Below are 14,298 nucleotides of genomic sequence, written 5' to 3'. Positions count from 1 at the left end.
CAAGACACTTGCCTTTTAATGTTTTATAAACTATAGTCTCACTTTATTAAGTCCTTTATCATATCTAAATAATGCATTGCTTGCTCAACAAGAATCTGGAGTTCTGATTTTTGCTCTGCTAATGCTTGTATCTGCTCTTCAAGTTGAACAATTTCCATTCGTTTTTCAATAAGTAGGGAATCTGCTTCTTGTTCCTTTAACTCTGAGAGTCGTGCTGCTTCACTTAGGATTGTTTCACTTTCTATACGTGCAGATTGCATAAGTTCTTCGGCTTGTTTTGAGGCATCGTCTTTAACCTGGTTAGCGATCCTTTGGGCACTTACAAGGGCATCCCTGAGGTCTTTTTCGATTTGCTCATAATACTTGAGCCGATTTTCCCATTCCTGGTTTTGTTCCCTTAAGCTATTGATCTGTAAGCGGAGTTCTTTGTTGGCAGCATTTGCTTCGGATAATTGACGTTCATTTTCTGCCCAAGCTTGGTCAACTGCATCTGAATCATATCCACGAAAACCTCGCTTGAAGTCTGGTGTCTCCATTTTTTCTACCCCATTTCGCAACCTCTTATTATGCATTGTATATTACTATTTATCTTAGGCCATAGCTTACTTTCAAGTTTAACTCATAGAGATCCTACCTGTCTAGCTAAATAACTAATTGATATACTTTTATCGATTTCATAAAATCAAGAATAATTTATGGTTTTTTTACACATCCTGAGACTGTTATGTAAATTATTTTTTTAAAGGAGGGATCTAGATGCAACTGAATGATATGGAAACAAAAAAAGTCCTTGACCAAGGAATGTTAACCAGAAGTGTCATTGAAAATGAAACCGCTATGAAAAAGTGTCAGATGTATACTGAAATGGCGAAAGACCCCGCTGTTAAGGGATTTTTTAAAGAGCAAGCAAAAGGGTTAGAAGACGTCCTAGGATATTTTAAAAAGGGTATGGTAGAGCTTCAATAGAAAGGAGGTTTATAAAATGACTCAATTTACAGATTTAGATATGCTTTACGATTATGAAAAAGATGCAGCGGCGGCTGCAACAGGATACATGACTCTAGCCACTCGTGCTCATCACGCTAATTTAAGAGATATATACTTACGCTTAGCTAACGAAGCAACTAATGCGCATAGTAAAGTCAGTAAATTGATTAGTCAAAGCGGCGGCATTGCCTAATTAAAGCGTAAATAAAGAACCGGGAACAACCAAGTTCCCGGTTCTTTATTTTGATAGTGTAGGGGCAATTATGAATTTTGCCCCTACACTGCTGCTTGTTGAGACCGATAGAGTGACGTTTTATGACGAATCCGCTGAATAGCATTATCTAATGACTTGGGGTGAAGTCCTAAGTGCTCTGACACTTCGCGTTGTTTGAAACCTTGAATGAAATAGTGTTCGAACACCAAGCGTTCGAGATTTGACATCTGTTTACTCAAGTCTTGTATTATTGAATGGACTTCATCATTAGCCACCACCCGTGATGCTGGGTCTTCGGCATTAGGTATTAATTCTAAAAAACTGGTTTCCTCCGAATCAGAAATAACATTATTGAGAGAATAAGCCTCATTTAGATTCAGGTGCTTTTGGCGAGTATACTTGCGCAGACTATCAATGAGTTTGCGTTTAATCACCATTCTTAGAAAATGTAGGAACGGGATTCCTGAATGATCATCATAGGATATTATGGCCCGATAAATCGCAATTCGCCCTTCTTGCATCAGGTCATCATAGTCAGCCCTAGGTAGAAAATATTTAGACGCAATCATTCGGACTTCAGGCTCATAATATTGGATAATCTCATTTAAAGCATCATTATCACCTGAGCGCGCTGCTTCTAGCATGATAGTTTCCTTGTCTAGGTCTCTAATGTTCGAAGTCATAGCACTCAACTCCTTGTCAAATAATAGGCAAACCCTATTTGAGTTTAATAAAGATAATGCTCTTTGACAAGGAGTATTTAGTGGACAAACAACCTTAATTTTCCAATAAGCGTATTAATAAGGATTCAGGGGAAAATCGTAAATCCCTGCGGAGTAATAGCCCACGTTTAGAAGGATTTAAGCAAATTTGCGGTTTCAATGGCAGTCATAGCTGCGTCAAAGCCTTTGTTACCTGCCTTTGTACCTGCTCGTTCGATGGCTTGCTCAATACTATCAGTTGCTATAACACCAAAAATCACAGGCACTCCGGTTTGTAAGCCAACTTGAGCAATTCCCTTACTTACCTCATTACTTACTAAGTCAAAATGAGGCGTGGCACCACGTATAACAGCTCCGAGGCATATGACAGCATCATAGCGTTTAGAAAGGGCCATTTTTTGAGCTACTAAGGGGATTTCAAAGGCTCCTGGAACCCAGGCTAATTCAATATCATTTTCAAGAACCCCATGTCTGTGTAACGCATCAACAGCACCGCTCACTAGTTTGCTTGTAATGAACTCATTAAAACGAGCAGCTATAATTCCAACCTTTAGCCCTTGTGCAACTAAATTACCTTCATACGTCTTCATATTTTATCATCCTTTCTTTCTTTCGAATACCGAATAACATAAGCTTATTAAGATCACTGAATGCCTGTTAAATAGTGGCCCATCTTTTGTTTTTTAGTGCAAAGGTATTTGGTATTCTCAGGCTTGCATCCGATTTCTACGGGAACTCTTTCTACAACCTTTAAGCCGTAGCCTTCTAAACCTACGATTTTTCGAGGATTATTGGTCATTAAACGTACTTTAGAAATTCCGAGGTCCGCTAAGATCTGAGCACCAACACCATAGTCACGTAAGTCTTCCGGAAAACCTAACGCAAGATTAGCTTCAACGGTGTCTTTTCCTTCTTCTTGAAGTTTATAGGCTCTTAGTTTATTTAACAAACCAATTCCACGGCCTTCTTGACGCATATAAAGTAACACTCCGCGTCCTTCTCGTTCAATTTCTTCCATGGCGGCACTAAGTTGGTCACCGCAATCACACCGTCGTGAATGGAAAACATCTCCCGTCAGACACTCCGAGTGAACACGAACTAGCACAGGTTCCCCATCATCGACTGACCCTTTAACCAATGCTACATGTTCTTTTTGATCGAGAACGCTGAGATAACCAACAGCTCTAAAGTCTCCGAAACCAGTAGGGAGTTGGATACTTTCTACTCTTTCGATAAGTTTCTCAGATTGACGACGATAGCTAATCAGATCTTTAAGAGTGATTAGTTTTAGATTGTGTTTTTCCACAAAAATCTGTAAATCAGGAACTCTGGCCATGGTTCCATCTTCGTTCATGATCTCACAAATAAGGCCTGCGGGCTGCAAACCTGCAAGACGAGCCAAATCGACAGAACCTTCCGTGTGACCAGCACGAACCAGCACTCCACCGTCTCGAGCTTGAAGAGGGAAGATATGTCCTGGACGTTGTAAATCGGATGGTTTGCTTTGAGGATCCATCAAAACTTTAACCGTTTGTGCCCGTTCAAAAGCTGAAATTCCCGTAGTACTCGTAACCGCATCAACACTCACGGTGAAGGCTGTTCCATGAGGATCAGTATTGTTATTGACCATTTGTTGTAGTTCTAGGGCATGGATTCGCTCCCTAGTCATGGGAACGCAGATTAATCCTCGACCATAAGTAGCCATGAAATTAATGGCCTCTGGAGTTGCCATTTCGGCAGCCATCACCAGATCTCCTTCATTCTCACGGTCCTCATCATCTACCATGACGATCATTTTACCTTGTCGAATATCTTCCAAAGCTTCTTCTACAGTGTTAAATGGCATGTCTTTCACTCCTCGTATAAATTAATTGATTAGACTAATCGACTTAAACAAATCCATGTTCAGCTAAAAAGCCGAGAGAGAGATCTTGTTTACTTTTATCAGATGTCGTCTTTAGACCCATAAAGCGAGCAACGTATTTTCCAATAAGATCTGTTTCTAGGTTGACACTAGCCCCGATACCCTTTAAGCCAAGTGTCGTTTCCTTAAATGTATGGGGTATTAAAGAAACTGTAAAATAGTCAGTTTCAACATCAATGATGGTTAGGGATATTCCGTCGATAGCAATTGAACCCTTTGGCAACATATAGGAAAGAAGAGCCGCAGGCGCATTGATTTCATAGACTTGTGCAATACCCCAAGGGACAATTCGGCGGATACTGCCAACCCCATCGACATGACCGCTGACCAAGTGTCCGCCTAACCTAGTTTGAAGCTGTAACGCTCGCTCAAGGTTAACGCGGCTTCCAGCCTTAAGCTCAGCAAGGTTGGTTTTTGCTAATGTTTCAGCCATGACATCAACTGTGAATTCACGGTCACTTAGCCGAATTACAGTCAAGCAAACCCCGTTAACAGCAATGCTATCACCGATTTGGGTTCCATTAAGGACCTTTTTTCCCTCGAGTGTAAGGTGCCCTGATTCTGGCAAGATTCGAAGGGCACGAACCGTGCCTAATTCTTCTATAATTCCAGTAAACATAGATCTCCTCCCTAAGGCATCTTGGTACTAGCCTAAGATTGCATTCATCTATTTTGAAATATATCCTGTTAAATGAAGGTCGCCAGTATCCGTATCAAAGCTGAGATCATCCAGAGTTATAGCCTCAGACATGAGTTTGATATGCAAACCTGAAAGGGGAGAAGGGCCGTTTCCGCCAACAAGTTTAGGTGCAATAAAAAACTCTACTTTGTCTACATACTGTTCTTGAAGGAGTGTACCTGCCAGGCTGCCACCGCCTTCTAACAAAACACTATTCCAGCCACGGCCTACTAGATCACGCAACAGGTTTTCAAGGGGGACGTAACGGTCGGTATTGTATTGCCAGACTTCAACTTGTTTTAAACTCTGCAGTCGTTTAACCTTCTCGGGAGATGCAGCCAATGTGGTTGCTATAATGCAAGGACTGAGTTCAGAGGACGAAAGGATCTGAGCCTTCTCGTCTATGCGTAGTGTACCGTCTACAACCAGTCGAACAGGGTCTCTACCACCGGGATGACGGCAGGTAAGTGCGGGATTATCCTGAAGAACGGTTTCACTCCCTACGAGAATTACATCATAGGCATCTCGAAGTTGATGTACATAATAACGTGAGGCCTCATTGCTTACCCAACGCGAGTCACCTGTTTCAGTGGCAATTTTTCCGTCTAGGGTCATGGCAGTTTTATAAAGGATGAAAGGCAAGCCAGTGGTAATTGCTTTTATAAAGTTTTCATTAAGGCGTAAAGCTTCTTGTTCCAGCACGCCTAGGTCAACTTGAATTCCAGCATCTCGTAATCGATCTAAACCGCGACCTGCGACCAATGGATTAGGATCCTTCATAGCAACGACAACCCGTTTTATTTCGGCACGGATTAGAGCATCTGCACAGGGAGGAGTTCGGCCAAAATGCGAACATGGCTCTAAGGTTACATAAGCCGTAGCACCACGTGCTAGATCTCCTGCGTCAGCAAGGGCATGAACTTCTGCGTGAGGAGTTCCTGCTTTATGATGATACCCTTCTCCGACTACGGCGTTGTCTTTGACGATAACACACCCCACCAGAGGATTTGGACTAGTTCTGCCTAATGCCTTGGCCGCCAACTCAAGCGCACTTCTCATAAATTTCTCATCGATTTGATTTGAAGGACTTGATTTGTACATGAAGGTTTCCTTTCTATTCATTATTTAGTGTCTCCCAATAACCGAAAATAATAGAAATAAAAAAACACCCTATTTACTCTGGGTGTCGAGTTATAAAGACACAGCTTATAGAAAACTTAGCTATCGCCAAGCCTTCATGCGCGACCCAGCCATAGTTTCACTTTAACAAAGCGAAAATAAGCATGCGAACACAATAAATAGGCTGTTCCTCTTCTCATCCAGACTTTAACTGTCGGCCCTGGAATTTCACCAGATCTGCCAATAAAGGCTCGCGGGCTTTACCGCCGGTAGGGAATTACACCCAACCCCAGAGGAGTATTACGATTATTGAATTGTTTATAGTTTACTCCAGGCTACAGATTTTATCAACCATATTAACAATATTCCTGATTTAGATCAGGTTTTTTTGCTCCTGATCCTTCGCCGCTTGGAAGCAAATCCCATGTAGAGCCAAGAACTCATCACGCAATAAACCCATAAGAATGGCATCATGATAGTTCCCTAATACATAACGAGCTTCCCTTTGGCGGCCTTCAATCTTGAACCCGACTTTTTCATAGGCTTTAATCGCTCGAGTGTTTTCATCCCAAGTATCTAATGAAATGCGGTGCAGATTCCATTGTGTAAAAAGGAAGCGTGCAAATACTATTATAGCATCAGTTCCATAACCTTTTCCCCAATAAGATTTTTTCCCAATAATCACATAAATAGTCGCTGATCGAGCAGGTATATTGACTTCTTTAAAACCGATAGTGCCTATAAGCTGATTGTTTTCATCTAGAATAGAATAACGGTAAATATCCGGCGATCCATCAAGAAATTTAACAGCAATCTGATCTTTGCTGAGTAAACTATTTAACGGCCAAGCCCCGCTGGACCAAAGATTAACATCGGGGTCATTGTACCATTCATATAATTCGTCAATATCATCCTCTTCAACAGGACGAATCGCTGTTTTTTGACCTTTTAGCATTAGGAAGAACTCCTTATGAAATTATTATTCTTATATTGCCTTGATTTTATCACTATTTGTTGTTTAAGACCACTTTTATAGTATGAAAAAAGAATTAGAAATGATAACTTGTTTTACAGAATGAAAAAAGCACAAGAAAAGGTGCCTATCTAAGCCACTATAAAAAACAAGCGGTATTAGATAGACACATATTAGAGACTTACATAACCTCGAAGTGGTCGGGGCGACGGGATTCGAACCCACGGCCTCTTGGTCCCGAACCAAGCACGCTACCAAACTGCGCCACGCCCCGTATATTTAAGAACGACTATCATATTAACAAATCGCTGTTAACCTGTCAACATCTTCTTATAATCTCAGATTATTCGGGGACTAAGTACAAAGTTTGATAAAAGATCAAAAAATGAATGGTTATTCATTGTAAATTTCTAGATGTTATTATAGAATAAACTTAGATGTTGTAAATCTAGATAAACAATCCCGAAATTTAGCAGTTGGAATAATGAGATATGTAGGTTGTTAATTACCCTTTAGATTGCTAGAGATTTTATTTTGAGATATACTTTATACAAGAAATATACATATGTTTCCAATGCGTCAGAATATGAGGGAGAGAAGAGAATTGAGAAAAATAGGGATTGTTATGGACTCTACAGGATATTTACCGAAGGATATCCTAGAACAATTTCAAATTCGTGTTATACCCCTTAACGTTAATATCGGGAACGAGACCTTTGCTGAGACGGAATTAACTAATCAGATCTATTTTGAGAAATTAAGTCACATTTCTGGCCTTTCGACAACCTCTCAACCTTCTGTGGGCAGCTTTCTAGAAATTTATGAATCTCTTTTTTCAGAAGGTGTTGAGGATATTGTAAGTATCCATTTATCAGCAGCAATCAGTGGAACATTACATTCAGCTCAAATGGCTAGAGACCTAGCCTCTCGTCCCAATATCCATATCTTTGATTCGAGATCATCTGCTCTAGGGCTTGGTGTTTTGGCCTGGGCTGCAGCCGAATGGGCACATCAAGGTCATAATGCATTAGAAATTATGAGGGATTTACAAATTCTTGTTCAACAGACTGAACTCTATTTTATAGTGGACACCCTAGATAACCTTAGAAAAGGTGGACGAATAGGTGGTGCGTCTGCTTTAGTAGGAACCTTACTACAAATCAAACCGATCCTTTATTTTAATAAAGAGGGTCAAATTGACGTGTTTGACAAAGTGCGTTCACGATCAAGGGCTTGGCAACGTGTACTTGACGAGTTGCTTAGAGCTTTATCAACGGGAAAGCATTATAGAATTTGTATTATGCACGTCAATATACCTCAAGAGGGTTTAGTATTACTAAATGAACTTCAGGTTCGTTTTCCGGAGCATGAAATTCGTCTATTTGAAGCGGGGCCAGTGATTGCAACTCATGTTGGAGCAGGGGCTTTTGGTCTCACATTTCATCCGTGGCCTATACCCTAAATTTCGGTGATAATACGTTAATGTCTGATTAGAATAGTTAATATTGTCATTAGAAAAACTAAACATGTTTAAGCAGGAATTGAAAGCTATATTTAATAATAAAAGATTTAGGTTATAAACCCAAATCTAAGAATAGTGTTAATTGTCTTTAATAGCGAATAGGAATAATAATATAGCACGACTTTACAACAATTGTGAAAGGAGTGTAAATTCAAAATATACTGAAAATTAAATATCTTTATTATTTTGGTTATAAGTATCTTTAATCTTATAATTTCAAAATAATAGAATAAAAATAAAAAATATATTCAGAAAGTTTGAAGGATTTAGCGAAGAAAAAAAGAATATATAATTAATAAATTCGCAAGATTATGATATAAGTCAATATTTAAACCGGGAGAAGGGGTGGAGGTTCGTTGAAAATAGCAATTTCTGGCAAAGGTGGTGTCGGTAAAACTACGTTTGCCGCAAATTTTGCCCAGTGGCTCTCAAAGAGAGATATAACGGTTTTGGCAGTGGATGCTGACCCGGATGCTAGTTTAGGGACAGTCCTGGGAATTTCTGAGGATGTTCTCGCGAATCTTAAGCCAATTGTTGACATGAAGCAATTAATTGAAGAGCGTATGGGAGGGAGTGGAACCTACTATCCCCTTAATCCTAATGTTGACGATATATTGGATGACTACAGTATCCCACTGGGAGCTCTCAGGTTTTTTCGTATGGGTAACATAAAAGGAGGAGGGACCTCTTGCTATTGTAAGGAAAACAGCTTTCTCCAAGCCTTAGTTAATTCACTCATCCTCGGAGAAACCGATACGGTTATTTTAGATATGGGTGCGGGAATTGAACAACTTACTAGGGGAACAGCATTAGGTGTTGATGTTCTGGTCATTGTCACTGAACCGTCAAAAGTAAGCGTACAAACTGTAAATGTTATTCAAAAGCTAGCTGCAGAATTAGGAATTCCTCGTATTGTTGTCGTTGGTAATAAAGTTCGTAATTCTAAAGATGAAAAATTTCTTAGAGACCACTTTCCTACAGAACAGCTTATTGGCATAATCCCTTACAGTGATGAGCTGTTGGAAATGTCCTTAAATACAGGTAGTGTTCAATTACCTGGTGGGTCTCTGGGAGTTGAGCTCAATACAATTTATCAAAGAATTGTTGATGAAGGGAGATGACAGAGGTTTTCGTAGTAGAGATGTGAGTATTTGTATGAGACAAGATCTTAATAAAGAGGAGGGTGTAATATGCCTAGATATCGGGATTTAACCCATACCGCCCGACCATCCGACGCACCACGAGTCGTTGATCCTAAGAATCCCATTCGCACAACTGACCCCGGTGCCCTGCAAATGTTGGAAATGATTAAGGATAAACAAATTGAAACGGTCTACGATAGGGTAGTTGCTCAACAACCTCAGTGTGCCTTTGGATATAAAGGGATATGCTGCCGTATTTGTCTCGCTGGGCCTTGTCGGGTAAAAAAAGAAGATGGTCCTGGCAGTAGAGGTATCTGCGGAGCAACGGCCTATACCATTGTTTCTCGAAATGTTGTTCGAATGATTGCTGGAGGAGCTGCTTCTCACTCTGAGCATGCACGCCATATTTTGCACACTGCTCATGCCTTGGTCGAAGGACATGCCTCGGATTATGATATTAAGTCACCAGCAAAACTTCATGAAATTGCTGGAAAATTAGGGGTAGAAACACTAAATCGAGAAGACAAGGAAATTCTTAAAGATGTAGTGGAAATTGGATATGCGGATTTTGGTCGCTATCAAGATCGTCCACTTGCTTTCTTAGACTCTTTAATCACAGCAGGTCGACGTAATAAATTCAAGCATACAAATATTATGCCAAGAGCCATTGATGGCACTGTCACTGAACTTATTGCTCAAACCGCCATGGGAGTTGACGCTGATCCTGTTAATATTATCTTTGGAGGACTTAAAGCCTCGCTAAGCGACTTAGGCGGATCATATATGGGCTCCACTATGAGTGATGTATTGTTCGGAATTCCTGAGCCCATCGTTTCAGAGGCTAATTTAGGAGTCATTAACCCCAAAATGGTCAATATTGCGGTTCACGGACACAACCCGGTTTTAAGTGAAATGGTTGTTGCTGCAGCCCGTGCTATGAAAGAGGATGCCAAGAAAGCTGGAGCTGAAGGTGTTAACATTGTTGGTATTTGTTGTACCGGTAATGAGTTGCTCATGCGCGAAGGGGTTTACCTGGCAACATCTTCTGCTTCTCAGGAAATGGCCATCTTAACAGGAGCCTTAGATGCAATGGTCGTTGATATCCAATGTATCTATCCTGCTGTACAAACCCTTGCGGAGTGTTTTCATACCAAGGTTATAACCACAGAGTTTATTATGAAGGTACCTGGTGCTCAACACATTGCGTTTGATACGGCTACTGCTATGGACGATGCTAAGAAGCTAATTCGAATAGCTATTGAAGCTTATGGTAAACGAGATCCTAAAAAAATTGCCATTCCTTCTGAAAAACACCAGCTTGTCGCTGGCTTCAGTCGTGAAGTGTTGACAGATATATTTGCGAAAATCAACCCAGAGCGTCCAATATCTGTACTAACTGATGCTATCCAGAGCGGACAACTCAAAGGAGTTGCTTTCATCATTGGATGTAACAACCTCAAACGTTTTCAAGATGAGTCCCATATTACAATTTTAAAAGAGCTCGTTAAAAATGATGTCCTTGTTATCACCGGGGGCTGTTCCGCGGGTGCGTATGCTAAATTTGGTTTTATGTCGCCCTTAGCGGTTGATGCTTATGCTGGTGAAGGACTTAAATCATTCTTTAAAACCCTGGAAGAGGCTAATCCGCAATTGTCAACACGCCTACCTTTAGTCTTCCATGTTGGATCTTGTGTAGATTACACCCGTGGTATCGAAATACTAGTAGCTATGGCTAATGAGCTTGGAGTAGATACACCTAAAGTTCCGTTCGTAGTTTCTGCCCCAGAAGCTATGCATGAAAAAGCTGTTGCGATCGGTTCTTACTGCGTCACTATGGGAGTACCTGTTCATGTAGGTTCGATGCCTCCTGTTGAAGGAAGCGACCTTGTCTATGGTATTACGACTCAAATTGCCCATGACGTATTCGGTGGTAATTTTATTTTAGAAGTAGATCCTGTCATTGGTGCAACAAAACTCTTAAATGCCTTAGAGTATAGATCTTGGAAATTGGGTATTCACAAGCAAACAGCGGAGAAAAATGATACAGCATTAGCCCAAGGTTGGTAAGAAAGGAGGAATGTTTATGTCTATGGAGGAAATTTACGCAGACGCCATTAAGGATCCTAGCAATCAACCAAAAGCACTTTTACGTAGAGCGTACGATGGTACTACTATTGCAATGACATATGCAGAAATCTTGTTGAATCGTGCAGTCAAAGATTTTGGTACGGAACAAGAGATCGGTTATCCCGATACTGCTTATCACCTTCCTGTCATCACCTGTCTATCCGGTGAAAAAGTAACAAAACTTGGGGAATTAGTTCCTATTTTGAATCGCATGCGTAGTCAAATTCGCACTGAACTCACCTTTGAAAACGCACGGCTTTGGGGTGAATCTGTCTTATACGCTGCAGAGATCATTGAGACACTTAATTATCTCCGTGGAGAGGAACCTAAAACTAAACCATGGACTGGATTCTTAGGTGACCCGATTGTTCGGAAACATGGAATTAAGATGGTAGACTGGACCATTCCCGGGGTTGCTGTTATTCTTGGACGGGCCAAAGATTCTCAAGCTGCCAAAAAAATCGTTGATAATCTCATGGGTAAGGGCTTCATGATCTTCCTATGTGATGAGGTCATTGAACAACTGCTAGAATTGAACGTAAAAATTGGTGAGGACTACATTGCATTCCCTCTAGGTAACTTTACTCAAATTATCCATGCTGTAAACTACGCTTTCCGCGCTGGTCTTGCTTTCGGAGGAATTCCAGCTGGAGAACGTGAAAACCATCGAGATTATCAGCGCCGTCGGATTCGGGCTTTCGTCCTTAATCTAGGCGAACTGGATGATGTCAAAATAGCTGCTTCTATGGGTGCAATCTTCATGGGCTTCCCTGTCTTGACAGATCAAACTCTAAGTGAAGATATGCAAATTCCTGATTGGTATATTTCTGAACCGGATTATGAGAAAATAGTTCCATTGGCCTTAGAAGTTCGTGGAATTAAATTGACCAACGTCGAGTTGCCGATCCCAGTTAACTTCGGACCAGCCTTTGAGGGCGAGACGATTCGTAAAGGGGATACCTACGTCGAATTTGGCGGCGGTCGTACAACTGCCTTCGAACTTGTGCAAATGGTTGGACCTGATAATATCGTTGACGGTCAGGTCACGGTTATAGGTCCTGACATTGATACTGTTCCTGAGGGTACAAAACTTCCTTTGGGACTCAAAATCGATATATACGGACGAAAAATGCAGGCCGATTTTGAAGGGGTTTTTGAACGTCGAATCCATTATTTTGCTAACTACGGCGAAGGCGTTTGGCACGTGGCCCAACGTGATCTAATGTGGGTACGGATTTCTAAGGATGCTAGAGCAAAAGGTTTCTTAATGAAACACTTTGGAGAGCTGTTGATAGCTAAGTTAAAAGAGGAATTCCCAGCTATTATCGACCGTGTCGAAGTAACAATTATGCTTGACCAGGCTGCTGTGGAGGAAGGCCTTGTTCTTGCACGCGAACGTTATAGAGCTCGCGATGATCGCATGAGGAGCTTAACAGACGAATCTGTTGAAGACTTCTACTCCTGCTTACTTTGTCAGTCCTTTGCTCCAAACCACGTTTGTATTGTTACTCCAGAACGGGTTGGCTTATGCGGCGCGGTGAGCTGGTTAGATGCTAAAGCATCTTATGAGATTGCACCAAATGGTCCAAACCAGCCAATTCCTAAAGGTCCAGCAATCGATGAGTATAAAGGTATGTGGCATAGTACGAACGAGTATTTGTACAAAGCTTCGAACAACACCTTGGAAGAGGTAAATCTCTATACCCTTATGGATAAACCCATGACCTCTTGCGGTTGCTTTGAGGCAATCATGGCCATCGTTCCTGAAGCTAACGGTCTCATGCTGACGACTCGTGAACACTCAGGGATGACCCCTTGCGGAATGACATTCTCCTCACTGGCAGGTACCTGCGGCGGTGGAATGCAAACCCCTGGCTTTATGGGAATTGGACGAACCTATCTTCTCAGTAAGAAATTCATCCCTGCTGATGGCGGGATTGCTCGTATTGTTTGGATGCCTAAAGAACTCAAAGAATTCATACGTGAGGACTTTGTTCAACGCTCCATTGACGAAGGCTTAGGCGCAGACTTTATTGATAAAATTGCTGATGAGTCAGTCGGAGCCACTGTAGAAGAAATCCTACCTTTCCTTGAGGAAAACGGACATCCATGCTTTAATCTTGACCCTCTAATGTAAACTATTACTGCAGACGCCAGGGCCCACTCCAGGGCCTTGACAGTCTGCTCTTATTCTAGATCGATTAGAAAGGGGATTTAAAATGGCTCTTACAGGTTTAGAAATCTATAAACAAATGCCCAAGAAAAACTGCGGAGAGTGTGGAGTTCCAACTTGCCTGGCCTTTGCAATGGCATTGGCTTCGGGAAAAGCATCTTTAGACTCCTGTCCACATGTAACTGAAGCAGCGCGAGAGAACTTGGATTCTGCTGCAGCCCCCCCGATCAAGGCCATTAAATTTGGTAAAGAATCTGTACTCGGCGATGAAACAGTTCTTTTCCGTCATGACAAAACATTCTACCACCCCACAACATTGCTTATCTATGTCTCTGATAGCCTAAGTGATGATGAATTAAATGCTAAAGTTCAGGAGATCAAGGGGTTAGAATTTGAACGTGTCGGTCTTCAATATTCTATTGATGGTGTAGCTATCGTTCAAGAATCAGGAGACGCTGGACGTTTTGCAAAAGTTGCCGCTACTGTGGCAGAGGCTACGGATAAATCGCTAGTTCTTCTAAGTAATGATCCTGAGGCTATAAAAGGGGCTCTTGCACCATTAGCATCCCGTAAACCTCTAATTGGATCTGCAACAGCCGATAACTACGAAGCTATGGTTAACCTAGCTAAGGAAAATTCTGTTCCTGTTATCATTAAAGCAGAGGGATTAGATGCTCTGGAAGAACTCGTAGTTAAGTCTCAAGCTTTAGGCTATA

The 14,298-nt window shown here is 41.4% G+C and carries 14 protein-coding genes, 1 tRNA gene and 1 riboswitch; of the genes, 7 read left to right on the top strand and 8 right to left on the bottom strand.

Annotated features, from left to right (window positions below):
* Positions 1-38: 38 nt before the first annotated feature.
* A complete protein-coding gene (locus HGJ98_RS04570; RefSeq protein ID WP_291349876.1) occupies positions 39-536 on the bottom strand; it encodes a DivIVA domain-containing protein in 498 nt (165 codons plus the stop codon).
* A gap of 220 nt (positions 537-756) precedes the next feature.
* On the opposite strand from HGJ98_RS04570, the gene HGJ98_RS04565 reads away from it, so the two are divergent.
* Together HGJ98_RS04565 and HGJ98_RS04560 are read left to right on the top strand one after the other, a co-directional pair.
* The gene (locus HGJ98_RS04565; protein ID WP_291349875.1) at positions 757-966 is read left to right on the top strand and encodes a hypothetical protein; all 210 of its coding nucleotides are present in this window, start codon (positions 757-759) and stop codon (positions 964-966) included.
* Between the two features lie 16 nt (positions 967-982).
* Positions 983-1,180: a spore coat protein gene (locus HGJ98_RS04560; protein ID WP_291349874.1), complete on the top strand. Its 198-nt coding sequence runs from the start codon at positions 983-985 to the stop codon at positions 1,178-1,180.
* 83 nt (positions 1,181-1,263) lie between these two features.
* On the opposite strand, the gene HGJ98_RS04555 is transcribed toward HGJ98_RS04560, so the two are convergent.
* The 7 genes from HGJ98_RS04555 to HGJ98_RS04525 form a co-directional block, all read right to left on the bottom strand.
* On the bottom strand, positions 1,264-1,884 hold the full coding sequence (locus HGJ98_RS04555; RefSeq protein ID WP_291349873.1) for a sigma-70 family RNA polymerase sigma factor: 621 nt from the start codon (positions 1,882-1,884) through the stop codon (positions 1,264-1,266).
* Positions 1,885-2,051: 167 nt separating this feature from the next.
* Positions 2,052-2,513: a 6,7-dimethyl-8-ribityllumazine synthase gene (ribE, locus tag HGJ98_RS04550; RefSeq protein ID WP_291349872.1), complete on the bottom strand. Its 462-nt coding sequence runs from the start codon at positions 2,511-2,513 to the stop codon at positions 2,052-2,054.
* Between the two features lie 53 nt (positions 2,514-2,566).
* Entirely contained in the window at positions 2,567-3,769 is a 1,203-nt protein-coding gene (locus HGJ98_RS04545; RefSeq protein WP_291349871.1) for a bifunctional 3,4-dihydroxy-2-butanone-4-phosphate synthase/GTP cyclohydrolase II, read from the bottom strand.
* Positions 3,770-3,812: 43 nt separating this feature from the next.
* The gene (locus HGJ98_RS04540; RefSeq protein WP_291349870.1) at positions 3,813-4,466 is read right to left on the bottom strand and encodes a riboflavin synthase; all 654 of its coding nucleotides are present in this window, start codon (positions 4,464-4,466) and stop codon (positions 3,813-3,815) included.
* 48 nt (positions 4,467-4,514) lie between these two features.
* Complete coding sequence (ribD, locus tag HGJ98_RS04535; RefSeq protein WP_291349925.1) at positions 4,515-5,627, bottom strand: bifunctional diaminohydroxyphosphoribosylaminopyrimidine deaminase/5-amino-6-(5-phosphoribosylamino)uracil reductase RibD; 1,113 nt, start codon at positions 5,625-5,627, stop codon at positions 4,515-4,517.
* 202 nt (positions 5,628-5,829) lie between these two features.
* Positions 5,830-5,946, bottom strand: a riboswitch (FMN riboswitch).
* Positions 5,947-6,018: 72 nt separating this feature from the next.
* Positions 6,019-6,600 (bottom strand): GNAT family protein, encoded by a 582-nt coding sequence (locus HGJ98_RS04530; protein WP_291349869.1) that lies wholly within the window; start codon positions 6,598-6,600, stop codon positions 6,019-6,021.
* Positions 6,601-6,815: 215 nt separating this feature from the next.
* A tRNA-Pro gene (locus HGJ98_RS04525) sits at positions 6,816-6,892 on the bottom strand.
* A gap of 330 nt (positions 6,893-7,222) precedes the next feature.
* Between HGJ98_RS04525 and HGJ98_RS04520 the strand changes: the two genes are divergently transcribed.
* The 5 genes from HGJ98_RS04520 to HGJ98_RS04500 form a co-directional block, all read left to right on the top strand.
* Positions 7,223-8,080 (top strand): DegV family protein, encoded by an 858-nt coding sequence (locus HGJ98_RS04520; protein WP_291349868.1) that lies wholly within the window; start codon positions 7,223-7,225, stop codon positions 8,078-8,080.
* A 416-nt stretch (positions 8,081-8,496) separates the two neighbouring features.
* Positions 8,497-9,261 carry a P-loop NTPase gene (locus HGJ98_RS04515; RefSeq protein ID WP_291349867.1) on the top strand — a complete coding sequence of 255 codons (765 nt, stop codon included), beginning with the start codon at positions 8,497-8,499 and terminating at the stop codon, positions 9,259-9,261.
* Positions 9,262-9,330: 69 nt separating this feature from the next.
* On the top strand, positions 9,331-11,349 hold the full coding sequence (cooS, locus tag HGJ98_RS04510) for an anaerobic carbon-monoxide dehydrogenase catalytic subunit (protein WP_291349866.1): 2,019 nt from the start codon (positions 9,331-9,333) through the stop codon (positions 11,347-11,349).
* Positions 11,350-11,365: 16 nt separating this feature from the next.
* Positions 11,366-13,546: an acetyl-CoA decarbonylase/synthase complex subunit alpha/beta gene (acsB, locus tag HGJ98_RS04505; protein ID WP_291349865.1), complete on the top strand. Its 2,181-nt coding sequence runs from the start codon at positions 11,366-11,368 to the stop codon at positions 13,544-13,546.
* A gap of 82 nt (positions 13,547-13,628) precedes the next feature.
* Positions 13,629-14,298: (Fe-S)-binding protein (locus tag HGJ98_RS04500; protein ID WP_291349864.1), on the top strand; the 670-nt coding region annotated here is incomplete at its 3' end.

The organism is Desulfosporosinus sp. (assembly GCF_014237355.1).
Taxonomy (GTDB): Bacteria; Bacillota; Desulfitobacteriia; order Desulfitobacteriales; family Desulfitobacteriaceae; genus Desulfosporosinus.
Note: the sequence above shows the minus strand (reverse complement) of the source record. Positions and strands in the feature narration are given on the sequence as shown.